33 protein-coding genes are annotated in these 20,323 nt (G+C 67.4%); all 33 read left to right on the top strand.

The genetic code is table 11. From position 1 onward, the window contains the following. Positions 1 to 155 precede the first annotated feature (155 nt). The 33 genes from ABTY56_RS05580 (at position 156) to truA (ending at position 20,309) form a co-directional block, all read left to right on the top strand. Positions 156 to 1,970, top strand: coding sequence for a hypothetical protein (locus tag ABTY56_RS05580; RefSeq protein ID WP_350626814.1), 1,815 nt, complete (start codon positions 156 to 158; stop codon positions 1,968 to 1,970). Between the two features lie 390 nt (positions 1,971 to 2,360). After that, positions 2,361 to 2,669, top strand: coding sequence for a 30S ribosomal protein S10 (rpsJ, locus tag ABTY56_RS05575; RefSeq protein ID WP_012785157.1), 309 nt, complete (start codon positions 2,361 to 2,363; stop codon positions 2,667 to 2,669). A gap of 14 nt (positions 2,670 to 2,683) precedes the next feature. Further along, positions 2,684 to 3,331 carry a 50S ribosomal protein L3 gene (gene rplC / locus ABTY56_RS05570; protein WP_189916064.1) on the top strand — a complete coding sequence of 216 codons (648 nt, stop codon included), beginning with the start codon at positions 2,684 to 2,686 and terminating at the stop codon, positions 3,329 to 3,331. Between the two features lie 5 nt (positions 3,332 to 3,336). After that, positions 3,337 to 4,014 (top strand): 50S ribosomal protein L4, encoded by a 678-nt coding sequence (rplD, locus tag ABTY56_RS05565; RefSeq protein WP_350626811.1) that lies wholly within the window; start codon positions 3,337 to 3,339, stop codon positions 4,012 to 4,014. Beyond that, the gene (rplW, locus tag ABTY56_RS05560) at positions 4,014 to 4,331 is read left to right on the top strand and encodes a 50S ribosomal protein L23 (protein ID WP_030280768.1); all 318 of its coding nucleotides are present in this window, start codon (positions 4,014 to 4,016) and stop codon (positions 4,329 to 4,331) included. Before rplD ends, rplW begins: the two co-directional genes overlap by 1 nt. 43 nt (positions 4,332 to 4,374) lie before the next feature. Continuing rightward, entirely contained in the window at positions 4,375 to 5,211 is an 837-nt protein-coding gene (gene rplB / locus ABTY56_RS05555; RefSeq protein ID WP_030393297.1) for a 50S ribosomal protein L2, read from the top strand. 11 nt (positions 5,212 to 5,222) lie between these two features. Continuing rightward, positions 5,223 to 5,504 (top strand): 30S ribosomal protein S19, encoded by a 282-nt coding sequence (gene rpsS / locus ABTY56_RS05550; RefSeq protein WP_030055821.1) that lies wholly within the window; start codon positions 5,223 to 5,225, stop codon positions 5,502 to 5,504. Positions 5,505 to 5,561: 57 nt separating this feature from the next. Beyond that, the gene (gene rplV / locus ABTY56_RS05545; protein ID WP_030055822.1) at positions 5,562 to 5,909 is read left to right on the top strand and encodes a 50S ribosomal protein L22; all 348 of its coding nucleotides are present in this window, start codon (positions 5,562 to 5,564) and stop codon (positions 5,907 to 5,909) included. After that, complete coding sequence (gene rpsC / locus ABTY56_RS05540) at positions 5,909 to 6,733, top strand: 30S ribosomal protein S3 (RefSeq protein WP_030393298.1); 825 nt, start codon at positions 5,909 to 5,911, stop codon at positions 6,731 to 6,733. The genes rplV and rpsC overlap by 1 nt, the downstream gene beginning before the upstream one ends. A 5-nt stretch (positions 6,734 to 6,738) precedes the next feature. Beyond that, on the top strand, positions 6,739 to 7,158 hold the full coding sequence (gene rplP, locus ABTY56_RS05535) for a 50S ribosomal protein L16 (protein ID WP_030055824.1): 420 nt from the start codon (positions 6,739 to 6,741) through the stop codon (positions 7,156 to 7,158). Further along, a complete protein-coding gene (gene rpmC / locus ABTY56_RS05530; protein ID WP_049649042.1) occupies positions 7,158 to 7,382 on the top strand; it encodes a 50S ribosomal protein L29 in 225 nt (74 codons plus the stop codon). The genes rplP and rpmC overlap by 1 nt, the downstream gene beginning before the upstream one ends. Next, on the top strand, positions 7,382 to 7,654 hold the full coding sequence (gene rpsQ / locus ABTY56_RS05525) for a 30S ribosomal protein S17 (protein WP_030055826.1): 273 nt from the start codon (positions 7,382 to 7,384) through the stop codon (positions 7,652 to 7,654). The genes rpmC and rpsQ overlap by 1 nt, the downstream gene beginning before the upstream one ends. A 102-nt stretch (positions 7,655 to 7,756) precedes the next feature. After that, positions 7,757 to 8,128 carry a 50S ribosomal protein L14 gene (gene rplN / locus ABTY56_RS05520; protein ID WP_030055827.1) on the top strand — a complete coding sequence of 124 codons (372 nt, stop codon included), beginning with the start codon at positions 7,757 to 7,759 and terminating at the stop codon, positions 8,126 to 8,128. 15 nt (positions 8,129 to 8,143) lie between these two features. After that, entirely contained in the window at positions 8,144 to 8,455 is a 312-nt protein-coding gene (rplX, locus tag ABTY56_RS05515; protein ID WP_030055828.1) for a 50S ribosomal protein L24, read from the top strand. Next, positions 8,455 to 9,024 (top strand): 50S ribosomal protein L5, encoded by a 570-nt coding sequence (gene rplE, locus ABTY56_RS05510; RefSeq protein ID WP_350626808.1) that lies wholly within the window; start codon positions 8,455 to 8,457, stop codon positions 9,022 to 9,024. Before rplX ends, rplE begins: the two co-directional genes overlap by 1 nt. A gap of 4 nt (positions 9,025 to 9,028) precedes the next feature. Then, entirely contained in the window at positions 9,029 to 9,214 is a 186-nt protein-coding gene (locus ABTY56_RS05505; RefSeq protein ID WP_030055830.1) for a type Z 30S ribosomal protein S14, read from the top strand. A 267-nt stretch (positions 9,215 to 9,481) separates the two neighbouring features. After that, on the top strand, positions 9,482 to 9,889 hold the full coding sequence (rpsH, locus tag ABTY56_RS05500) for a 30S ribosomal protein S8 (RefSeq protein WP_033824224.1): 408 nt from the start codon (positions 9,482 to 9,484) through the stop codon (positions 9,887 to 9,889). A gap of 22 nt (positions 9,890 to 9,911) precedes the next feature. Continuing rightward, positions 9,912 to 10,451: a 50S ribosomal protein L6 gene (rplF, locus tag ABTY56_RS05495; protein WP_350626805.1), complete on the top strand. Its 540-nt coding sequence runs from the start codon at positions 9,912 to 9,914 to the stop codon at positions 10,449 to 10,451. 3 nt (positions 10,452 to 10,454) lie between these two features. Beyond that, entirely contained in the window at positions 10,455 to 10,838 is a 384-nt protein-coding gene (gene rplR, locus ABTY56_RS05490) for a 50S ribosomal protein L18 (RefSeq protein ID WP_030280785.1), read from the top strand. Positions 10,839 to 10,886: 48 nt separating this feature from the next. Next, positions 10,887 to 11,510, top strand: a complete 624-nt coding sequence (rpsE, locus tag ABTY56_RS05485) for a 30S ribosomal protein S5 (RefSeq protein ID WP_030055834.1) — start codon at positions 10,887 to 10,889, stop codon at positions 11,508 to 11,510. Continuing rightward, positions 11,510 to 11,692, top strand: coding sequence for a 50S ribosomal protein L30 (gene rpmD, locus ABTY56_RS05480; protein ID WP_030055835.1), 183 nt, complete (start codon positions 11,510 to 11,512; stop codon positions 11,690 to 11,692). Before rpsE ends, rpmD begins: the two co-directional genes overlap by 1 nt. Positions 11,693 to 11,694: 2 nt before the next feature. After that, positions 11,695 to 12,147, top strand: coding sequence for a 50S ribosomal protein L15 (gene rplO / locus ABTY56_RS05475; RefSeq protein ID WP_350626803.1), 453 nt, complete (start codon positions 11,695 to 11,697; stop codon positions 12,145 to 12,147). 302 nt (positions 12,148 to 12,449) lie between these two features. Further along, complete coding sequence (gene secY, locus ABTY56_RS05470) at positions 12,450 to 13,760, top strand: preprotein translocase subunit SecY (RefSeq protein WP_350519915.1); 1,311 nt, start codon at positions 12,450 to 12,452, stop codon at positions 13,758 to 13,760. Next, a complete protein-coding gene (locus ABTY56_RS05465) occupies positions 13,760 to 14,413 on the top strand; it encodes an adenylate kinase (RefSeq protein WP_350626801.1) in 654 nt (217 codons plus the stop codon). The genes secY and ABTY56_RS05465 overlap by 1 nt, the downstream gene beginning before the upstream one ends. A gap of 116 nt (positions 14,414 to 14,529) precedes the next feature. Next, positions 14,530 to 15,369, top strand: coding sequence for a type I methionyl aminopeptidase (gene map / locus ABTY56_RS05460; RefSeq protein WP_350626799.1), 840 nt, complete (start codon positions 14,530 to 14,532; stop codon positions 15,367 to 15,369). A gap of 135 nt (positions 15,370 to 15,504) precedes the next feature. Continuing rightward, positions 15,505 to 15,930 carry a large conductance mechanosensitive channel protein MscL gene (mscL, locus tag ABTY56_RS05455; RefSeq protein ID WP_350626797.1) on the top strand — a complete coding sequence of 142 codons (426 nt, stop codon included), beginning with the start codon at positions 15,505 to 15,507 and terminating at the stop codon, positions 15,928 to 15,930. Between the two features lie 194 nt (positions 15,931 to 16,124). Beyond that, positions 16,125 to 16,346, top strand: coding sequence for a translation initiation factor IF-1 (gene infA / locus ABTY56_RS05450; RefSeq protein ID WP_003956442.1), 222 nt, complete (start codon positions 16,125 to 16,127; stop codon positions 16,344 to 16,346). 33 nt (positions 16,347 to 16,379) lie between these two features. Beyond that, positions 16,380 to 16,493, top strand: a complete 114-nt coding sequence (gene rpmJ, locus ABTY56_RS05445; protein ID WP_003956441.1) for a 50S ribosomal protein L36 — start codon at positions 16,380 to 16,382, stop codon at positions 16,491 to 16,493. Between the two features lie 176 nt (positions 16,494 to 16,669). Next, a complete protein-coding gene (gene rpsM / locus ABTY56_RS05440) occupies positions 16,670 to 17,050 on the top strand; it encodes a 30S ribosomal protein S13 (protein WP_030259703.1) in 381 nt (126 codons plus the stop codon). A gap of 72 nt (positions 17,051 to 17,122) precedes the next feature. Then, positions 17,123 to 17,530: a 30S ribosomal protein S11 gene (rpsK, locus tag ABTY56_RS05435; RefSeq protein ID WP_030232513.1), complete on the top strand. Its 408-nt coding sequence runs from the start codon at positions 17,123 to 17,125 to the stop codon at positions 17,528 to 17,530. Between the two features lie 149 nt (positions 17,531 to 17,679). Beyond that, on the top strand, positions 17,680 to 18,702 hold the full coding sequence (locus ABTY56_RS05430) for a DNA-directed RNA polymerase subunit alpha (protein WP_030055844.1): 1,023 nt from the start codon (positions 17,680 to 17,682) through the stop codon (positions 18,700 to 18,702). Positions 18,703 to 18,829: 127 nt separating this feature from the next. Next, positions 18,830 to 19,309, top strand: a complete 480-nt coding sequence (gene rplQ, locus ABTY56_RS05425) for a 50S ribosomal protein L17 (RefSeq protein WP_350519919.1) — start codon at positions 18,830 to 18,832, stop codon at positions 19,307 to 19,309. A gap of 88 nt (positions 19,310 to 19,397) precedes the next feature. Then, positions 19,398 to 20,309 (top strand): tRNA pseudouridine(38-40) synthase TruA, encoded by a 912-nt coding sequence (truA, locus tag ABTY56_RS05420; protein WP_350626794.1) that lies wholly within the window; start codon positions 19,398 to 19,400, stop codon positions 20,307 to 20,309. Positions 20,310 to 20,323: the final 14 nt, after the last annotated feature.

The raw sequence follows: 20,323 nt of genomic DNA, 5'->3' as shown, positions 1-20,323 counted from the left end.
GGGCGTTGATCGATCCGCCGGACGCCCACAGCACTTCAGGAGTCTTCGGCCGATCTGTGCCGATCGGGCGCCCGGCCGCCGCCCGCAGAGCTCGCCCGCATCCGGCGAGTGGGTCCGACCCGCGGCAGTGTGCCGCTTCACGGAAGCGAAGAGACATGACGGATTTGGCCCCGGACGTCGTCGGCGGCCGTGCCGACGTGCCCGACGACGAGGCGACCACGGCGTCCTCCGACGGATCGTCGAGCGGCCCTCGGGGCGACCGCTTCTCACGGTGGACCGAGAAGCGCTGGTTCCTCCCGTTGGCGGAAGGCGTGGTCAGCGTCGGCGTCGCGGTCGGCTTCATGCTGCTGTGCACGCACATCAGCGTCAACCCGATCACCCGGATCGGCCAGGTCAGCGGCCTCGCCAAGATCCAGCAGTACGCGGCGCTCCTCGGCATCCCCGTCCTCGCGGTGCTGCTGCTGCTCGCCTACCGCGGGACGCTGCGCTACTACCGGGTCGCCCAGCGGCTGGCGTGCGCCGCCGTCGCGGGCCTGGGCACCGGCGTCGTGGCCGGCGGCATCGTGGTCGCCCTGCACGGCACCCCCTGGGGCCTCGGCGGCCAGGAGGGCGACCCCGGCAACCTCATGGGCATGGCCAACGACATGATGCGCGGACAGGGCCTGCCCGGGGTGTACCCCCCGCTGTTCCCCGCCCTGCTCGCCGTCTGGGCCAAGCTCTTCCACAACGGCATCGCCGGCGTGGGCCACGCGCTCAAGGACCTGCAGCTGATCCTCAGCGCGCTGGTCGGGCCGATGGCCTACCTCTCCTGGCGGCTGCTGCTGCGCCCGTTCTGGGCGATGGCGGTCGCGGTGCCGACGTCGATCGTCTTCCTCGACCCGATCCGCCCGTACAGCCACGGCTCCATGCTGGTGCTGCTGCCGCTGCTGGCGGCCTGCTTCCGGGAGATCCGCCGGGCCGACGAGCTCTCGACCCGCTCGGCGGTGCTGCGCGGCCTCGGCTTCGGTGCCGCGTTCGGCGTGATGTTCCTCTGGTACTCGGGCTGGTACCTGTGGGCGGCGCCGGGTTCGTTCATCCTCGTCCTGATGCTCTTCCCGTGGCGCCGCGGCCGGACGGCCCTCAAGCGCACGCTGGTCTTCCTGGCGACCATGCTGGTCACCGCCGGCGTGATCGGCGCCCCGCTGCTCTACCAGCTGGTCCGCCTCGGTGCCTCCACGACGGACCGGTACGCCTACATCAACACCTACATCGACCCGGCGTACGTCATGGGCTGGGCCTCGGACCGCAGTGGCGACCTGACCTACCACAACTGGCCGGGCACCGGTGACATCGCCGGGCAGACCGGCTTCGGCATCCTGCTGCTGGTCGCCGTGGGCATCGGTGTCGGCCTGGGCCTGCGCAACATGGTGGTCCGCACGGCGGGCTTTGTCCTCGCCGGCGCCTGGCTGCTGCGCTTCTGGTTCGCCTCCCACATGGAGCACAACCAGGCCGTCCAGCTGTACCCGCGGACGACCTGGATCATCCTCTACTGCCTGATGATCCTGGCGGTCATGGGCGTGATGCTGACCTACGAGCGCGGCTTCGGCTGGGTCCGCGAGACGCTGCGCGAGGTGGCCCCGAGCCGGGCCGCGCGGATCTCGCCGCGGGTGATGGCGCAGCTGGCGGCCGGCCTGGTCTGCGCGCTCGCCCTGTTCGCGACCATGGGCGGCTCCTGGTCGGCGAACCGCTTCATGCCGTCCACCAACCCGGGCGTCGAGGACATGGGCCTGGACGCGCTGCGCGCCCACCTGCAGCAGCTCGACAACGGGGAGTGCCCCAAGTACTCGCCGTACAAGGGCCAGCAGGCCTGCAACCCGGTCAACATGGACCTGGCCGAGTACACCTTCGGTCCGGACCAGGGCCACCTCTGGTGCGCCAACACGACCTCGAAGGACGTGGACGCCACCTGCGGGCGCCCGCCCAAGAACTGACCTGCGGGATCACCCCGTCGGGGCCGGTGAGGTACGCCTCACCGGCCCCGATTGGCATCCGGGCTGCTCCATGTGGCAGTATGTCCAAGTTGCTCGGTTGAGTGCCGATGCTGCGCGCCTCCCGCCGGGAGGACCGGAAGCGAGTCCCATCTACTCGTCGTTCCCGTGATGGCCGTCAAGCGTGAGTTCTACGCCACGGCAGCTGCGGGGCGAAAGTACGGGAATCTTCCGGGAAGCGTGAGCGGGGCCTCGGCCCGGCGCCCCCACCCCGAAAGTTCGAAACCGACGAAGTAATTCGTTGGTTTTTTGCAAGCGCGAAGGCGACACGCCCGAGCGCGGGGGTCGGAGGTGGTCGTGCAGTGACTAAGGACAAAGGACTACTGAGTAGCCATGGCGGGACAGAAGATCCGCATCCGGCTCAAGGCCTACGACCACGAGGTCATCGACTCCTCGGCGAAGAAGATCGTCGAGACGGTGATCCGTACTGGTGCGCAGGTCGCGGGCCCGGTGCCGCTGCCCACTGAGAAGAACGTGTACTGCGTCATCCGCTCGCCGCACAAGTACAAGGACTCGCGCGAGCACTTCGAGATGCGTACTCACAAGCGTCTGATCGACATCCTCGACCCCACGCCGAAGACGGTTGACTCGCTGATGCGTCTCGACCTGCCGGCGGGCGTCGACATCGAGATCAAGCTCTGAGAGGCGCACCGAAGATGGCTAAGCAGATTAAGGGCATCCTGGGCGAGAAGCTCGGCATGACCCAGGTCTGGGACGAGAACAACCGGGTCGTCCCGGTGACCGTCGTCAAGGCTGGGCCCAATGTCGTGACCCAGGTCCACACCGCCGACAGCCCGGCCGGCTACGACGCCGTCCAGATCGGCTTCGGCGAGATCGACCCCCGCAAGGTGAACAAGCCCCTCGCGGGCCACTTCGCCAAGGCCGGTGTCACCCCGCGCCGCCACCTGGTCGAGCTCCGTACCTCGGACGCGTCCGAGTACACCCTCGGCCAGGAGATCACCGCTGAGCTGTTCGAGGCGGGTGTCAAGGTCGACGTGACCGGCACCTCCAAGGGCAAGGGCTTCGCCGGTGTCATGAAGCGCCACAACTTCCGTGGTCTCGGCGCCGGTCACGGCGTGCAGCGCAAGCACCGTTCGCCCGGTTCCATCGGTGGCTGCGCCACCCCGGGCCGCGTGTTCAAGGGCCTGAAGATGGCCGGCCGGATGGGTCACGAGCGTGTGACCACCCAGAACCTGACCGTGCACGCGGTTGACGCGGAGAAGGGGCTGCTCCTGATCAAGGGTGCGATCCCGGGCCCGAACGGCGGCCTCGTCCTCGTCCGCACCGCGGCGAAGGGGCTGTGAAGGATATGAGCACCATTGACATCCTGTCGCCCTCGGGCGACAAGACCGGCAGCCTGGAGCTGCCGGCCGAGATCTTCGACGCGAAGGTCAGCGTTCCGCTGATGCACCAGGTCGTCGTGGCGCAGCTTGCTGCGGCCCGTCAGGGCACCCACAAGACCAAGACTCGTGGCGAGGTCCGCGGTGGCGGCAAGAAGCCGTACCGCCAGAAGGGCACCGGCCGCGCCCGTCAGGGCTCGACCCGTGCGCCGCAGTTCGCCGGCGGTGGCGTCGTGCACGGTCCCGTGCCGCGCGACTACTCGCAGCGGACCCCGAAGAAGATGATCGCCGCCGCCCTGCGCAGCGCGCTCACCGACCGGGCCCGCCACAACCGCATCCACGTCGTCACCGACGTGGTCGCGGCCGAGGTGCCGTCGACCAAGGCCGCCAAGGGCCTGTTCGGCAAGATCACCGAGCGCAAGAACGTCCTCCTCGTCGTCGAGCGTGCCGACGAGTTGGGTCTGAAGAGCGCCCGCAACCTGCCGCACGTGCACATCCTGGACGCCGGTCAGCTGAACACCTACGACGTGCTCGTCTCCGACGATGTGGTCTTCACCCAGGCCGCCTTCGAGCGTTTCGTGGCGGGTCCCGCCGCGTCCGCCAAGGCCGTTGCCGCTGAGGGCGAGCTCGAAGGGAGCGCCGCCTGATGAGCGACGTTACGAGCAAGACGTTCACGGACCCCCGTGACGTCCTGGTGAAGCCGGTCATCTCCGAGAAGAGCTACAGCCTTCTCGACGAGAACAAGTACACGTTCATCGTGTCGCCGGGCGCCAACAAGACCCAGATCAAGCAGGCCGTCGAGGCGGTCTTCTCGGTCAAGGTCGAGGCTGTCAACACGATCAACCGTCAGGGCAAGCGCAAGCGCTCCAAGACGGGCTTTGGCAAGCGCAAGGACACCAAGCGCGCCATCGTGACGCTGGCCGAGGGCAACCGCATCGACATCTTCGGTGGTCCGGTCTCCTAACGGAGATCGTGATCGTCGATAAGGACGAGGACGAGAGAGCCAAATGGGCATCCGCAAGTACAAGCCGACTACGCCGGGCCGTCGTGGCTCCAGCGTGGCCGACTTCGTAGAGATCACGCGGTCCACGCCGGAGAAGTCGCTGGTTCGCCCCCTGCACAGCAAGGGCGGCCGTAACAACGCCGGTCGGATCACCGTTCGCCACCAGGGTGGCGGTCACAAGCGCGCCTACCGCGTGATCGACTTCCGTCGTCACGACAAGGACGGCGTGCCGGCCAAGGTCGCGCACATCGAGTACGACCCGAACCGCACCGCGCGCATCGCGCTCCTGCACTACGCGGACGGCGAGAAGCGCTACATCATCGCGCCGCGTGGCATCACGCAGGGCGACCGGATCGAGAACGGCGCTGGCGCCGACATCAAGCCGGGCAACAACCTGCCGCTGCGCAACATCCCGGTCGGTACCACCATCCACGCGGTGGAGCTGCGTCCCGGTGGCGGTGCCAAGCTGGCCCGCTCCGCCGGCTCCGGCATCCAGCTGCTGGCGCGTGAGGGCAAGATGGCGCACCTGCGCATGCCCTCCGGTGAGATCCGCCTGGTGGACGCGCGCTGCCGCGCGACCGTCGGCGAGGTCGGCAACGCCGAGCAGTCGAACATCAACTGGGGCAAGGCCGGCCGTATGCGCTGGAAGGGCGTTCGCCCGACCGTGCGTGGTGTCGCCATGAACCCGATCGACCACCCGCACGGTGGTGGTGAGGGTAAGACCTCCGGTGGTCGCCACCCGGTCTCGCCGTGGGGCCAGAAGGAGGGTCGCACCCGTCGCCCGAAGAAGGCGTCGGACGCTCTCATCGTGCGCCGCCGCAAGACCAACAAGAAGCGCTAGGAGCAGGTCAGATGCCGCGCAGTCTCAAGAAGGGCCCCTTCATCGACGGCCACCTTCTCAAGAAGGTGGACGCGCAGAACGAAGCGGGTACCCAGAACGTCATCAAGACCTGGTCCCGCCGCTCCGTGATCTTCCCGGCCATGCTCGGCCACACGATCGCGGTTCACGATGGTCGCAAGCACGTCCCGGTGTTCGTCACCGAGTCGATGGTCGGCCACAAGCTGGGCGAGTTCGCTCCGACCCGCACCTTCCGCGGCCACGTCAAGGACGACCGCAAGTCGAAGCGTCGCTAGTCGCCTGAGCTTCACCGCCAGAACGACTCAATGACTTACTCCATTAAGGGGACAACCATGGAAGCCAGGGCCCAGGCGCGGTACATCCGCGTCACGCCCATGAAGGCCCGCCGCGTGGTGGACCTCATCCGTGGCCTGCCGGCCACGGAGGCCCAGGCCGTCCTGCGTTTCGCTCCGCAGGCCGCCACCGTGCCGGTCGGCAAGGTGCTCGACAGCGCCATTGCCAACGCCGCGCACAACTACAACCACTCCAACGTGGACGACCTCGTCATCAGCGAGGCGTACGTTGACGAGGGTCCGACCCTGAAGCGGTTCCGTCCGCGTGCCCAGGGCCGCGCCTACCGGATCCGCAAGCGGACCAGCCACATCACCGTGGTCGTCAGCAGCAAGGAAGGGACCCGGTAATGGGCCAGAAGGTTAACCCGCACGGGTTCCGCCTCGGCATCAGCACGGACTTCAAGTCCCGCTGGTACGCCGACAAGCTGTACAAGGACTACGTCAAGGAAGACGTTGCCATTCGTCGCATGATGACGAAGGGCATGGAGCGCGCCGGCATCTCCAAGGTCGAGATCGAGCGCACCCGCGACCGCGTCCGCGTCGACATCCACACCGCCCGCCCCGGCATCGTCATCGGTCGCCGTGGCACGGAGGCCGACCGCATCCGCGGCGACCTGGAGAAGCTGACCGGCAAGCAGGTCCAGCTGAACATCCTCGAGGTCAAGAACCCCGAGCTGGACGCCCAGCTCGTGGCTCAGGGCGTCGCGGAGCAGCTGTCCTCCCGCGTCTCCTTCCGTCGTGCCATGCGCAAGTCGATGCAGGGCACCATGAAGTCCGGCGCCAAGGGCATCAAGGTCCAGTGCTCCGGTCGTCTCGGCGGCGCCGAGATGAGCCGTTCGGAGTTCTACCGCGAGGGTCGCGTGCCGCTGCACACCCTCCGTGCGAACGTCGACTACGGCTTCTTCGAGGCCAAGACCACCTTCGGCCGCATCGGCGTGAAGGTCTGGATCTACAAGGGCGACGTCAAGAACATCGCCGAGGTCCGCGCTGAGAACGCCGCTGCCCGCTCGGGCAACCGCCCGGCCCGTCCCGAGGGTGGTCGTCCCGCCCGCGGTGGCGAGCGCCGCGGTGGCGAGCGCGGTGGCCGTGGCCGTCGCCCCGCCGCTTCCGAGGCCCCCGCGGCCCCGGTCGCCGAGGCTCCGGCTGCCGAGAACACCGGAACGGAGGCCTGACTCCCATGCTGATCCCCCGTCGGGTCAAGCACCGCAAGCAGCACCACCCCAAGCGTCGCGGCGCTGCCAAGGGTGGCACCGAGCTCGCGTTCGGCGAGTACGGCATCCAGGCCGTCACCCCGGCCTACGTGACGAACCGGCAGATCGAGTCCGCTCGTATCGCCGTCACCCGTCACATCAAGCGTGGCGGCAAGGTCTGGATCAACATCTACCCGGACCGTCCGCTCACCAAGAAGCCGGCCGAGACCCGCATGGGTTCCGGTAAGGGTTCGCCCGAGTGGTGGATCGCGAACGTGCACCCGGGTCGGGTCATGTTCGAGCTGTCGTACCCCAACGAGAAGGTGGCTCGTGAGGCGCTGACCCGCGCAGCTCACAAGCTCCCGATGAAGTGCCGGATCATCCGGCGCGAGGCAGGTGAGAGCTGATGTCGGCCGGCACCAAGGCTGCTGACCTCCGCGAGCTGGACAACGAGGGTCTCGTTGCCAAGCTCCGTGAGGCCAAGGAGGAGCTGTTCAACCTCCGCTTCCAGGCGGCGACCGGGCAGCTCGACAACCACGGACGGCTCAAGCTCGTCCGTAAGGACATCGCGCGGATCTACACCCTGATGCGCGAGCGCGAGCTGGGCATCGAGACGGTGGAGAGCGCCTGATGACTGAGAACACCAACGAGACGCGCGGTTTCCGCAAGACCCGTGAGGGTCTCGTCGTCAGCGACAAGATGGACAAGACCGTCGTCGTCGCCGTCGAGGACCGCGTCAAGCACGCGCTGTACGGCAAGGTCATCCGCCGTACGAACAAGCTGAAGGCGCACGACGAGGCGAACGCCTGCGGCATCGGCGACCGGGTCCTCCTCGCGGAGACCCGCCCGCTGTCCGCGACGAAGCGCTGGCGCGTCGTCGAGATCCTCGAGAAGGCCAAGTAACGAAGTTGATGCGGTACGGCCGTATGTGCACCAGGCCCCTTGCGGGCGCTGGTGTGAGCAGCGGCCGGCCCGTCAGCTCTCGTTGACGATCAGGAGAAAGCTGTGATCCAGCAGGAGTCGCGACTGCGTGTCGCCGACAACACGGGCGCGAAGGAAATCCTTTGCATCCGCGTTCTCGGTGGTTCCGGTCGCCGCTACGCCGGTATCGGGGACGTCATCGTCGCCACCGTCAAGGACGCGATCCCCGGCGGTTCGGTGAAGAAGGGTGACGTCGTCAAGTGCGTCGTCGTCCGTACCGTGAAGTCGCGCCGTCGTCCCGACGGTTCGTACATCCGGTTCGACGAGAACGCCGCCGTCGTCCTCAAGAACACCGAGGGTGACCCCCGTGGTACCCGCATCTTCGGCCCGGTGGGCCGCGAGCTGCGTGACAAGAAGTTCATGAAGATCATCTCGCTTGCGCCGGAGGTGCTCTAACTCATGGCGAACAGCATGAAGATCAAGAAGGGTGACCTGGTTCAGGTCATCACCGGCAAGGACCGCGGCAAGCAGGGCAAGGTCATCCAGGCCATGCCCGCCGAGAACAAGGTCCTGGTCGAGGGTGTGAACCGGGTCAAGAAGCACACCAAGCCGGGCCCGGGCACTCAGGGTGGCATTGTCACCGTCGAGGCCCCGGTGCACGTCTCCAACGTCCAGCTGGTCGTGGAGAAGGACGGCAAGAAGGTCGTCACCCGCGTTGGCTACCGCTTCGATGACGAGGGCAACAAGATCCGCGTTGCCAAGCGAACCGGTGAGGACATCTGATGTCTGAGACGACTGTTGAGAAGGTGACCCCCCGTCTCAAGGAGCGTTACAACTCCGAGATCAAGGGTCAGCTGCAGGAGCAGTTCTCGTACGAGAACGTCATGCTGACGCCCGGCCTGGTCAAGGTCGTCGTCAACATGGGTGTCGGCGAGGCCGCCCGTGACAGCAAGCTGATCGAGGGTGCCATCAAGGACCTGACCGCGATCACCGGTCAGAAGCCGGCCGTCACCAAGGCCCGCAAGTCCATCGCGCAGTTCAAGCTGCGCGAGGGCCAGCCGATCGGCACGCACGTCACCCTCCGTGGTGACCGCATGTGGGAGTTCCTGGACCGTCTGGTTTCGCTGGCCCTGCCGCGAATCCGCGACTTCCGCGGCCTCTCCCCGAAGCAGTTCGACGGCCGTGGCAACTACACCTTCGGTCTGACCGAGCAGGTTATGTTCCACGAGATCGACCAGGACAAGGTCGACCGTCAGCGCGGTATGGACATCACCGTCGTGACCACCGCTCAGACCGACGACGAGGGCCGGGCGCTCCTGCGCGCTCTGGGCTTCCCGTTCAAGGAGGCGTGAGCCAATGGCGAAGAAGTCCCTCATCGCGAAGTCCGAGCGCAAGCCGAAGTTCGGCGTCCGGGCCTACACCCGGTGCCAGCGCTGCGGCCGTCCGCACTCGGTGTACCGCAAGTTCGGCCTGTGCCGTGTCTGCCTCCGTGAGATGGCGCACCGTGGCGAGCTGCCGGGCGTGACCAAGAGCTCCTGGTAGTCCAGGCGCTTTAGGCACACAGCGAAGCAGAGGTGCCCGATCCCACACCCGCCCGTTTTGGGCCTGCCGTACGGATTCCCGTAAGGTAGTGGGGTCGGGCCCCCTGCCGCGGCTTCCCCATGGATGCCCGTGGTCCTCATCTGGAGGGCTCGCACCCAGTCTTACGACGTCGCAGGTCCCCTGCGCTTGTGCCCCTGACGAACTCGCAAGAGTGCGGCAGGGGGACCTGGCGCGGAGAAACCGCGGCGAGAGAGGCCTGAGGCCATCATGACCATGACCGACCCCATCGCAGACATGCTCACGCGTCTGCGTAACGCGAACTCGGCGTACCACGACACCGTGGCGATGCCGGCCAGCAAGATCAAGGCGCACGTCGCCGAGATCCTGCAGCAGGAGGGGTACATCTCCTCCTACAAGGTTGAGGAGCCCGTCGAGGGCGAGGTCGGCAAGAAGCTGACCATCGAGCTCAAGTTCGGCCCCAACCGTGAGCGCTCCATCGCCGGCATCAAGCGCATCAGCAAGCCGGGTCTGCGCGTTTACGCAAAGTCCACCAACCTGCCGAAGGTTCTCGGCGGCCTGGGCGTGGCGATCATCTCCACGTCCTCCGGCCTCCTGACCGACAAGCAGGCCGCCAAGAAGGGCGTAGGCGGAGAAGTTCTCGCCTACGTCTGGTAATTCGGGAAACGGAGGTACAGCAATGTCGCGCATTGGACGGCTGCCCATCCAGGTCCCCGCTGGCGTGGACGTCACCATCGATGGCCAGACGGTCTCGGTGAAGGGCCCGAAGGGTTCCCTCACCCACGTCGTCGCCGCGCCGATCGAGATCGGCAAGGGCGAGGACGGCACTCTGGCTGTCACCCGCCCCAACGACGAGCGTATGTCGAAGGCCCTGCACGGCCTGACCCGCACGCTGGTGGCGAACATGATCACCGGCGTGACCGCGGGCTACCGCAAGTCGCTGGAGATCAGCGGTGTCGGCTACCGAGTTCTGGCGAAGGGCTCCGACATGGAGTTCCAGCTGGGCTACAGCCACCCGATCATCGTCGAGGCCCCCGAGGGCATCTCCTTCGTCGTCGAGTCGGCCACCAAGTTCCACGTGGACGGCATCGACAAGCAGAAGGTCGGCGAGGTCGCCGCGAAGATCCGCAAGCTGCGCAAGCCGGACCCGTACAAGGCCAAGGGTGTCAAGTACGCGGGCGAGGTCATCCGCCGCAAGGTCGGAAAGAGTGGTAAGTAAGCGATGAGTGTCTCTGTCAAGATCGGCAAGGGCAACGCCTACAAGAGCGCCGCTCGCAAGCGCCGCGCGATCCGCGTTCGCAAGCGCGTCGTCGGCACCGAGGTGCGTCCGCGCCTCGTCGTGACGCGCTCGAACCGTCACATGGTCGCCCAGGTCATCGACGACGCCAAGGGTCACACCCTGGCGTCGGCGTCCACCCTCGACGTGTCCATCAAGGGCGCCGAGGGCGACAAGACCGAGCTGGCCAAGAAGGTCGGGAGCCTGGTCGCCGAGCGCGCCAAGGCCGCCGGCATCGAGTCGGTCGTCTTCGACCGCGCGGGCAACCGGTACGCCGGCCGCATCGCCGCCCTGGCGGACGCGGCCCGCGAGGCCGGGCTCGACTTCTAAGCCGCTCGTCGACTCTGTCGGCGGACGTAATCGAGAGAGGTAATTCCAATGGCTGGACCCCAGCGCCGCGGTAGCGGCGCCGGCGGCGGCACCGGCGGTGGCGAGCGGCGCGACCGTAAGCGCGACGACCGGGGCAACGCCCCCGCCGTCGAGAAGACCGCTTACGTCGAGCGCGTCGTCGCGATCAACCGTGTCGCCAAGGTTGTCAAGGGTGGTCGTCGTTTCAGCTTCACCGCGCTGGTCGTGGTGGGCGACGGTGACGGCACCGTGGGTGTCGGTTACGGGAAGGCGAAGGAGGTTCCGGCCGCCATCGCCAAGGGTGTTGAGGAGGCCAAGAAGAACTTCTTCAAGGTCCCCCGTATCCAGGGCACCATCCCGCACCCGATCCAGGGTGAGAAGGCTGCCGGCGTCGTGCTGCTGAAGCCCGCCGCCCCCGGTACCGGTGTTATCGCCGGTGGTCCGGTGCGCGCCGTCCTGGAGTGCGCCGGCATCCACGACATCCTGTCGAAGTCGCTCGGCTCCGACAACGCGATCAACATCGTGCACGCCACCGTGGCTGCTCTGAAGGGCCTCGTGCGCCCCGAGGAGATCGCCGCCCGTCGTGGCCTGCCGCTGGAGGACGTGGCCCCCGCCGCTCTGCTGCGGGCGCGTGCTGCTGGGGTGAGCGCCTGATGGCTCGCCTGAAGATCACGCAGACCAAGTCGTACATCGGCAGCAAGCAGAACCACCGTGACACCCTGCGTTCGCTTGGTCTCAAGCGCATGCACGACGTCGTGGTGAAGGAGGACCGTCCCGAGATCCGCGGGATGGCCCACACGGTCCGTCACCTGGTGACGGTTGAGGAGGTGGACTGATCATGGGCGAGAACCCGATCAAGATCCACAACCTGCGTCCCGCCCCGGGTGCCAAGACCGACAAGATCCGCGTGGGTCGTGGTGAGGCCTCCAAGGGTAAGACTGCCGGTCGTGGTACCAAGGGCACCAAGGCCCGCTACCAGGTTCCGCAGCGCTTCGAGGGTGGCCAGATGCCGCTCCACATGCGCCTGCCGAAGCTGAAGGGCTTCAAGAACCCGTTCAAGATCACGTTCCAGGTCGTCAACCTCGACAAGCTGGCCGAGCTCTACCCGCAGGGTGGAGAGGTCACCGTCGAGGACCTGGTCGCCAAGGGCGCGGTTCGCAAGAACTCCCTCGTCAAGGTGCTCGGCACCGGCGAGGTCTCGGTTGCGCTGCAGGTGACGGTCGACGCCGTCTCCGGCTCGGCCGCCGAGAAGATCAAGGCCGCCGGCGGTACGGTCAACGAGCTCATCTGAGCCCGCTGACACCCGGCTTCGAGCCCCGCACCTCCTTCGGGAGGTGCGGGGCTCGCGCCATTTTCCGGTCGTCCTTTTGTGTCGTTCTTTTGTGTGGCAAACCCGGGCATCCCGTACCCCGTGAGTGGGGGACGGGCCGTACGCGCTTCTTCGGAGTGGCCGCGCACTGTTAGAGTCCGTGGAGTTCCCTTGTAGGCTGCGCGTAGGCTCGCCTGTGCCGTCTGTACGGGGGCCCGAACCGCAAACTCCCCATTCAGGACCGACCCTCCCGCCGACGACGCGCGGGAGGCGCAGGAGGCACCGTGCTCAGTGCGTTCGCGCGGGCGTTCCAGACGCCCGACCTGCGCAAGAAGCTGCTGTTCACGCTGGGCATCATGGTGCTGTTCCGGCTGGGCTCGCACATTCCGATTCCTGGCGTGAGCTTCACTGCCGTGAACGAGTGCGTGAAGGAGACCAAGAACAGCGGCCTCTTCGGGCTCGTCAACCTGTTCAGCGGTGGCGCGCTCCTCCAGTTGACGATCTTCGCCCTCGGCATCATGCCGTACATCACGGCGAGCATCATCCTCCAGCTCCTCACCGTCGTGATCCCGCGACTGGAGATGCTGAAGAAGGAGGGCCAGGCCGGCCAGGCCAAGATCACCCAGTACACCCGCTACCTGACCATCGCGCTCGCCGTGCTCCAGGGCACCGGCATCGTGGCGACGGCCTCCAGCGGTGCGCTGTTCTCCGGCTGCCCGCTGGCCAACCAGATCGTCCCGGACACCGGCGTGTTCCGGATCGCCGTCATGGTCCTCACGATGACCGCCGGCACCACGGTCATCATGTGGCTGGGCGAGCTGATCACCGACCGCGGCATCGGCAACGGCATGTCGCTGCTGATCTTCACCTCGATCGCGGCCCAGTTCCCGTCCTCGATGTGGGCGATCAAGCAGTCCGGCACCATCGGTGACGGCTGGGTCGAGTTCCTGTCCGTGGTCGCGGTCGGCATCGTCGTCGTGATGCTGGTCATCTTCGTCGAGCAGGCCCAGCGCCGGATCCCGGTCCAGTACGCGAAGCGGATGATCGGCCGCCGGGCGTTCGGCGGCACCTCGACCTACATCCCGCTCAAGGTGAACCAGGCCGGTGTCATCCCGGTCATCTTCGCCTCGTCGCTGCTCTACATCCCCGCCCTGGTGGTCCAGCTGACCAACAGCCAGGCGGGCTGGGCCACTTGGATCCGGACGAACTTCGTCAAGGGTGACCACCCGATCTACATGGCCACCTACTTCCTGCTGATCGTCTTCTTCGCGTTCTTCTACGTCGCCATCTCCTTCAACCCCGAAGAAGTTGCCGACAATATGAAGAAGTATGGTGGGTTCATCCCGGGTATCCGGGCCGGCCGGCCGACGGCCGAGTACCTGAACTACGTGCTGACCCGAATCACGTGGCCGGGTTCGCTCTACCTGGGCCTGATCGCGTTGATCCCGATGATCGCCCTGGTCGCCTTCGGACAGCAGACCAACTTCCCGTTCGGCGGCACCAGCGTTCTCATCGTCGTCGGCGTCGGACTCGAAACTGTTAAGCAGATCGAGAGCCAGCTCCAGCAGCGCAATTACGAAGGGTTCCTCCGCTGATGCGTATCGTCCTCGTTGGTCCTCCCGGGGCCGGGAAGGGTACTCAGGCGCACCTGCTCGCCAAGACCCTGTCCATTCCCCACATCTCCACCGGCGACCTCTTCCGCGCCAACATCGGCCAGGGCACCCCGCTGGGGCTCGAGGCCAAGAGCTACATGGACGCGGGCCGTCTGGTACCGGACGAGGTCACCATCGGGATGGCCAAGGACCGCATGCTCCAGGAGGACGCCGCCAACGGCTTCCTGCTCGACGGCTTCCCCCGCAACCTGGGCCAGGCCAAGGCGCTGGACGAGTTCCTCGCCGAGCAGGGCATCACGCTGGACGGCGTGCTGGACCTGGAGGTCCCCGAGGACGAGGTCGTCCGCCGGATCGCCGGCCGCCGCCTGTGCCGCAACGACGGTGGCCACGTGTTCCACGTGGACTACAACCCGCCGAAGGCCGAGGGCGTCTGCGACGAGTGCGGCGGCGAGCTGTACCAGCGCTCGGACGACACCGAGGACAAGGTGCGTACGCGGCTGGAGGTCTACCACACGGAGACCGAGCCGATCATCGGTTACTACAAGGAGCAGGGTCTCCTGGTGACCATCCCGGCCCTCGGCAAGGTGGACGAGGTCACCGCCCGCGCGATCGAGGCGCTGAAGCAGGACAGCTGAGTCTCTCGGCGAACGTACGACGGTACGGCCGGGTCGCCCGCCCAGCGGGTGGCCCGGCCGTTTCGGCGTCGTACGGTTGTAGGCAGTGGTAATCCGGACTTGGAAGGCGTGACCAGATGGTGGAGATCAAGACCCCCGAGCAGATCGCGAAGATGCGAGCGGCCGGGCTGGTCGTCGCCGAGGCCCTCAAGGCCTGCCGCGAGGCGGTCGCTCCGGGGGTGACCACCCAGGAGCTCAACGACATCGCGGACAAGGTCATCACCGACCACGGCGCCACCTCGAACTTCCGCGCCCACCACGGCGGCCTGTGGTTCCCGGGCGTGATCTGCGCCTCGGTGAACAACGAGGTCGTGCACGGCATCCCGGGTGACCGGGCGCTGCAGGAGGGCGACATCATCTCGATCGACTGCGGCGCCATCCTGGACGGCTGGCACGGCGACTCGGCGATCACCGTGGCGGTCGGCGAGGTCCGCCCCGAGGTCGAGATGCTGAGCCGGGTCACCGAGGGCTCGATGTGGGCCGGCATCGCCCAGATGAAGAAGGGCAACCGCCTGGTCGACGTCTCCAAGGCGATCGAGGGCTTCATCCGCCGCCAGCCGCTGCCGCCGAAGGGCAAGTGGGGCATCACCGAGGGTTACGGCGGTCACGGCATCGGCACCGCGATGCACATGGAGCCGCACGTCCTGAACTACGTCGAGCGCGGCCGCGGCAAGGGCCCCAAGCTGGTCCCCGGCACCGTGCTGGCGATCGAGCCGATGGTCTCGCTGGGCACCCCGCACACCACCGTCCTGGACGACGAGTGGACGGTCGTCACCAACGACGGCACCTGGGCCTCGCACTGGGAGCACTCGGTGGCCGTGACCGAGCAGGGCCCGCTGGTCCTGACCGCCTTCGACGGCGGCAAGGCCGAACTGGCGAAGCTGGGCATCACCGCAGCTCCGGACCCGCTCGCGTAGTCGCGGCGACGCCGAACTGCCGCTGCTGACAAGGGATCAGAGCCCTGGAGGTTTGGACCTCCAGGGCTTTTGTCCTATTTTTATCGGCTGGCAGTGGTCAGCAGTATCGGCTTACGAGCGAGCAGGAGAGAGTACGTGCTCAAGGGATTCCGCGACTTCATGATGCGCGGCAACGTCGTCGACATGGCCGTCGGTGTGGTCATCGGTGCCGCGTTCACCGCGGTGGTGACCGGCTTCGTGTCCGCCTTCCTCACCCCGCTGGTGGGCGTGGTGGTCGGCGCGGCCGGCGACTTCAGCTCGTACAAGGCGACGGTGGCCGGGGTCACCTTCCCGTACGGCCAGTTCCTCAACGTGCTCATCGCCTTCGTGATGACCGCCGCGGTGCTCTACTTCTGCGTGGTGCTGCCGATCACCAAGGCGACCGAGCGCTACCTGCCGAAGAAGCCGAAGGCCCCGAAGCGCCCGTGCCCCGAATGCCTCACCGAGATCCCCCAGGCCGCCCGCCGCTGCTCGGCCTGCACCGCGCACGTCGAGCCGCTGACGGTGTCCGCCGGGGTCTGATGTAGCAGATGTGACGGGTACCGCTTTCCGGGACCCCCGTTTTGGTCCACCGGACGCGCTGGCGTAGGATGGACCGTCGGCTCACTCGTAGCGTGCTTCAGCGCGCCCTCTTCCCCTCGGGGACGGGGTGAACCCAGGTTCGCACGAGCGTTCCGCATACGGTAGCCGGTCCCGGAAGGTGGATCTCGCAGTTCATGGCTAAGAAGCAAGGCGCCATTGAGATCGAGGGCACCGTGATCGAGTCTCTTCCGAACGCGATGTTCAAGGTCGAGCTGCAGAACGGTCACAAGGTCCTCGCGCACATCAGTGGCAAGATGCGCATGCACTACATCCGCATCCTGCCGGACGACCGGGTCGTCGTGGAGCTCAGCCCCTACGACCTCACGCGCGGCCGGATCGTCTACCGCTACAAGTAAGAACGTCAGATCTAGACCCGGAGAACCTGAAGCATGAAGGTCAAGCCGAGCGTCAAGAAGATCTGCGACAAGTGCAAGGTGATCCGCCGTCACGGCCGGGTCATGGTGATCTGCGACAACCTGCGCCACAAGCAGCGCCAGGGCTGATCTCTCCCCAGCATTTCTCGTAGTACTTCGCGCGACGCGAAAACGTCATGAGCTGGCTACCCGATCCGTTCCGTCCGGAACGGACTGCCGCCCCCGGTCAGAGGCCGGGGCTCCCTCACCGTGAGGTGTCGGAGTAGGTAGCACGCAAGACCTCTGAAGAATCACAGGAGCCTTGAATGGCACGCCTCGCCGGCGTTGATCTCCCCCGTGAGAAGCGGATCGAGATCGCCCTCACCTACGTGTACGGCATCGGCCGTACCCGCGCCCAGCAGACCCTCGCCGAGACCGGCGTCAACCCGGATGTCCGCGTTCGCGACATCACCGAGGAAGACCTGGTCAAGCTGAGCCAGTACATCGACGCCAACTACACGGTCGAGGGTGACCTCCGCCGTGAGGTGGCCGCCGACATCCGCCGCAAGGTCGAGATCGGCTGCTACGAGGGTCTGCGTCACCGCCGTGGCCTGCCGGTCCGCGGCCAGCGCACCCACACCAACGCGCGTACCCGCAAGGGCCCGCGTCGCGCGATCGCCGGCAAGAAGAAGCCGGGCAAGAAGTAGTCCGTCCCGTAACCGGACATCCCTCCGGCCCGCGGGTCAGCGGACCGACCACCTCAGTAGGAGAACAGACTTATGCCCCCCAAGGGTCGTCAGGCTGCCGGCGCGAAGAAGATCCGCCGCAAGGAAAAGAAGAACGTCGCTCACGGCCACGCGCACATCAAGAGCACGTTCAACAACACCATCGTTTCGATCACCGACCCGGCGGGCAACGTGATCTCCTGGGCCTCCGCCGGCCACGTCGGCTTCAAGGGCTCGCGCAAGTCCACCCCGTTCGCCGCGCAGATGGCCGCCGAGGCCGCTGCCCGTCGCGCGCAGGAGCACGGCATGCGCAAGGTTGACGTCTTCGTGAAGGGTCCGGGCTCCGGCCGCGAGACCGCGATCCGTTCGCTCCAGGCCACCGGCCTGGAGGTCGGCTCGATCCAGGACGTCACCCCCACCCCGCACAACGGCTGCCGTCCGCCGAAGCGCCGCCGCGTCTGACGCAGCGCCTTCGGGCACTCGGTAGTACTGCTTGAAACCTCGTACGGGCTCCCACACACAGTGATTCGTCGCTTCCTGCGGGAGCCCGTACGCTTGGTCCTGTCGGCATCAAATAGTGGGTGCCGAAGACAACTGGAGGAACATCCCCCATGCTTATCGCTCAGCGTCCGTCGCTGACCGAAGAGGTCGTCGACGAGTTCCGCTCGCGGTTCGTGATCGAGCCGCTGGAGCCGGGCTTCGGCTACACCCTCGGCAACTCCCTGCGCCGCACGCTCCTGTCGTCGATCCCGGGTGCCGCTGTCACCAGCATCCGCATCGACGGCGTCCTGCACGAGTTCACCACCGTGCCGGGCGTCAAGGAGGACGTGACCGACCTCATCCTCAACATCAAGCAGCTGGTCGTCTCCTCGGAGCACGACGAGCCGGTCGTGATGTACCTGCGCAAGCAGGGTCCGGGTGTCGTCACCGCCGCCGACATCGCCCCGCCGGCGGGTGTCGAGGTGCACAACCCCGAGCTGGTCCTCGCCACCCTCAACGGCAAGGGCAAGCTGGAGATGGAGCTGACCGTCGAGCGCGGTCGCGGCTACGTCTCCGCCGTCCAGAACAAGGCCTCCGGCCAGGAGATCGGCCGCATCCCGGTCGACTCGATCTACAGCCCCGTGCTGAAGGTCACCTACAAGGTCGAGGCCACCCGTGTCGAGCAGCGGACCGACTTCGACAAGCTGATCGTCGACGTCGAGACCAAGCCCGCCATGCGTCCGCGTGACGCCATGGCCTCGGCCGGCAAGACCCTGGTGGAGCTGTTCGGTCTCGCTCGCGAGCTGAACATCGACGCCGAGGGCATCGACATGGGCCCGTCCCCGACGGACGCCGCCCTGGCCGCCGACCTGGCGCTGCCGATCGAGGAGCTGGAGCTCACGGTCCGCTCCTACAACTGCCTCAAGCGCGAGGGCATCCACACCGTGGGTGAGCTCGTCGCCCGCTCCGAGGCCGACCTGCTCGACATCCGCAACTTTGGTGCGAAGTCGATCGACGAGGTCAAGGCGAAGCTGGCCGGCATGGGCCTGGCCCTCAAGGACAGCCCGCCCGGGTTCGACCCGACCGCCGCCGCCGACGCCTTCGGCGCCGACGACCTGGACGACGCGGGTTACGCGGAGACCGAGCAGTACTGAGAGACTTGACCGCGGGGGCGGTTCCCCGGAACCGCCCCCGTCGTCGTGAAAGTCGTGCGGGCACAGTGCCCGTACGCCCGCTGCGGTACCTGGTACGGCCGCAGTCGGAGATTCGAGGAGTAAATCCATGCCGCGTCCCACCAAGGGTGCCCGCCTCGGCGGCGGCCCGCACCACGAGCCGCTGCTGCTCGCCGGTCTGTGCCGGGAGCTGTTCCAGTACGGCCGCATCACCACGACCGAGGCCAAGGCCCGTCGGATGCGCCCGCTGGCGGAGAAGCTGATCACCAAGGCGAAGAAGGGCGACATCCACAACCGTCGCCTGGTTCGCAAGACGATCACCGACATCGCCGTGCTGCACACCCTCTTCACCGAGATCGCGCCGCGCTACGAGAACCGCCCGGGTGGCTACACCCGCATCACCAAGATCGGTCCCCGTCGTGGCGACAACGCCCCGATGGCCGTGATCGAGCTGGTCGAGGCGCTGACCGTCGCGCAGACCGCCGTGGGTGAGGCTGAGGCCGCCACCAAGCGCGCGGTCAAGGAGGCCGACGAGGCCGCCGCCGTCGAGACCAAGGCCGACGAGGCCGAGGCCGCCGAGCAGGCCTGACACCTCTAGGTGTTCGCGGGCCCGCTCTCCCAGTGATGGGGGAGCGGGCCCGTTCCTGTCTTTCGAGGACCCCGGGAGAAGAGAAGCAGTGGTCAACGATTGCGCCGAGCAGCCGCCGGTGAAGGACGGCCCGGCCGACGGGTACGTCCGGGTCCGGCTCGACCTCGCCTACCAGGGCGCCGAGTTCTCCGGCTGGGCCCGCCAGAAGGGCGGCCGCCGGACGGTCCAGGAGGAGATCGAGAGCGCGCTGCAGATCGTCACCCGCAGCCCGGAGCTGTTCCCGCTGACCGTGGCCGGCCGCACCGACGCCGGGGTGCACGCCCGCGGCCAGGTCGCGCACGTCGACCTGCCGGCGGAGCTGTGGGAGGCCCACCGGGAGAAGCTGCTGCGCCGGCTGGCAGGACGGCTCCCCGGGGACGTCCGGATCTACCGGGTCGGCGAGGCGCCGGCCGGGTTCGACGCCCGCTTCTCGGCCGTCTGGCGCCGGTACGCGTACCGGGTCGCCGACCACCCGGGTGGCGTGGACCCGCTGCTGCGCGGCCACGTGCTCTGGCACGACCGCCCGCTGGACCTGGACCGGATGAACGCCGCGGCGCAACTGCTGCTCGGCGAGCACGACTTCGCGGCGTACTGCAAGAAGCGCGAGGGCGCCACCACCATCCGCACCCTGCTGGAGCTGCACTGGGACCGCGTCCCGGTGGACCCGTACGCCGCCCAGGAGGGCTCGCTCGCGGTCGCCACCGTCCGGGCCGACGCCTTCTGCCACAACATGGTCCGGGCGCTGGTCGGCGCCATGCTGCTGGTCGGCGACGGGCACCGGCCGGTGGAGTTCCCCGGCGAGGTGCTGGCGGGCGGGGTGCGCAACTCGGCCGTGAACGTGATCCGGCCGTACGGGCTGACGCTGGAGGAGGTGGGCTACCCGCCGGACGACCAGCTGGCCGAGCGCAACCGGGCGGCCCGGCGGATGCGCACCCTCCCGGGACAGCCCGCTGTGACGTAATCCGTTTTGGCCGG

This window comes from Kitasatospora sp. NPDC097691 (assembly GCF_040302665.1).
Taxonomy (GTDB): domain Bacteria; phylum Actinomycetota; class Actinomycetes; order Streptomycetales; family Streptomycetaceae; genus Kitasatospora.
This window is presented reverse-complemented; position numbering and strand designations above follow the sequence as displayed.

Bases quoted from the DNA above. Each gene is read 5' to 3' on its own strand.
- ABTY56_RS05580 (WP_350626814.1), top strand. From the start codon at position 156: ATGACGGATTTGGCCCCGGACGTCGTCGGCGGCCGTGCCGACGTGCCC.
- rpsJ (WP_012785157.1), top strand. From the start codon at position 2,361: ATGGCGGGACAGAAGATCCGCATCCGGCTCAAGGCCTACGACCACGAG.
- rplC (WP_189916064.1), top strand. From the start codon at position 2,684: ATGGCTAAGCAGATTAAGGGCATCCTGGGCGAGAAGCTCGGCATGACC.
- rplD (WP_350626811.1), top strand. From the start codon at position 3,337: ATGAGCACCATTGACATCCTGTCGCCCTCGGGCGACAAGACCGGCAGC.
- rplW (WP_030280768.1), top strand. From the start codon at position 4,014: ATGAGCGACGTTACGAGCAAGACGTTCACGGACCCCCGTGACGTCCTG.
- rplB (WP_030393297.1), top strand. From the start codon at position 4,375: ATGGGCATCCGCAAGTACAAGCCGACTACGCCGGGCCGTCGTGGCTCC.
- rpsS (WP_030055821.1), top strand. From the start codon at position 5,223: ATGCCGCGCAGTCTCAAGAAGGGCCCCTTCATCGACGGCCACCTTCTC.
- rplV (WP_030055822.1), top strand. From the start codon at position 5,562: ATGGAAGCCAGGGCCCAGGCGCGGTACATCCGCGTCACGCCCATGAAG.
- rpsC (WP_030393298.1), top strand. From the start codon at position 5,909: ATGGGCCAGAAGGTTAACCCGCACGGGTTCCGCCTCGGCATCAGCACG.
- rplP (WP_030055824.1), top strand. From the start codon at position 6,739: ATGCTGATCCCCCGTCGGGTCAAGCACCGCAAGCAGCACCACCCCAAG.
- rpmC (WP_049649042.1), top strand. From the start codon at position 7,158: ATGTCGGCCGGCACCAAGGCTGCTGACCTCCGCGAGCTGGACAACGAG.
- rpsQ (WP_030055826.1), top strand. From the start codon at position 7,382: ATGACTGAGAACACCAACGAGACGCGCGGTTTCCGCAAGACCCGTGAG.
- rplX (WP_030055828.1), top strand. From the start codon at position 8,144: ATGAAGATCAAGAAGGGTGACCTGGTTCAGGTCATCACCGGCAAGGAC.
- rplE (WP_350626808.1), top strand. From the start codon at position 8,455: ATGTCTGAGACGACTGTTGAGAAGGTGACCCCCCGTCTCAAGGAGCGT.
- ABTY56_RS05505 (WP_030055830.1), top strand. From the start codon at position 9,029: ATGGCGAAGAAGTCCCTCATCGCGAAGTCCGAGCGCAAGCCGAAGTTC.
- rpsH (WP_033824224.1), top strand. From the start codon at position 9,482: ATGACCATGACCGACCCCATCGCAGACATGCTCACGCGTCTGCGTAAC.
- rplF (WP_350626805.1), top strand. From the start codon at position 9,912: ATGTCGCGCATTGGACGGCTGCCCATCCAGGTCCCCGCTGGCGTGGAC.
- rplR (WP_030280785.1), top strand. From the start codon at position 10,455: ATGAGTGTCTCTGTCAAGATCGGCAAGGGCAACGCCTACAAGAGCGCC.
- rpsE (WP_030055834.1), top strand. From the start codon at position 10,887: ATGGCTGGACCCCAGCGCCGCGGTAGCGGCGCCGGCGGCGGCACCGGC.
- rpmD (WP_030055835.1), top strand. From the start codon at position 11,510: ATGGCTCGCCTGAAGATCACGCAGACCAAGTCGTACATCGGCAGCAAG.
- rplO (WP_350626803.1), top strand. From the start codon at position 11,695: ATGGGCGAGAACCCGATCAAGATCCACAACCTGCGTCCCGCCCCGGGT.
- ABTY56_RS05465 (WP_350626801.1), top strand. From the start codon at position 13,760: ATGCGTATCGTCCTCGTTGGTCCTCCCGGGGCCGGGAAGGGTACTCAG.
- map (WP_350626799.1), top strand. From the start codon at position 14,530: ATGGTGGAGATCAAGACCCCCGAGCAGATCGCGAAGATGCGAGCGGCC.
- infA (WP_003956442.1), top strand. From the start codon at position 16,125: ATGGCTAAGAAGCAAGGCGCCATTGAGATCGAGGGCACCGTGATCGAG.
- rpmJ (WP_003956441.1), top strand. From the start codon at position 16,380: ATGAAGGTCAAGCCGAGCGTCAAGAAGATCTGCGACAAGTGCAAGGTG.
- rpsM (WP_030259703.1), top strand. From the start codon at position 16,670: ATGGCACGCCTCGCCGGCGTTGATCTCCCCCGTGAGAAGCGGATCGAG.
- rpsK (WP_030232513.1), top strand. From the start codon at position 17,123: ATGCCCCCCAAGGGTCGTCAGGCTGCCGGCGCGAAGAAGATCCGCCGC.
- ABTY56_RS05430 (WP_030055844.1), top strand. From the start codon at position 17,680: ATGCTTATCGCTCAGCGTCCGTCGCTGACCGAAGAGGTCGTCGACGAG.
- rplQ (WP_350519919.1), top strand. From the start codon at position 18,830: ATGCCGCGTCCCACCAAGGGTGCCCGCCTCGGCGGCGGCCCGCACCAC.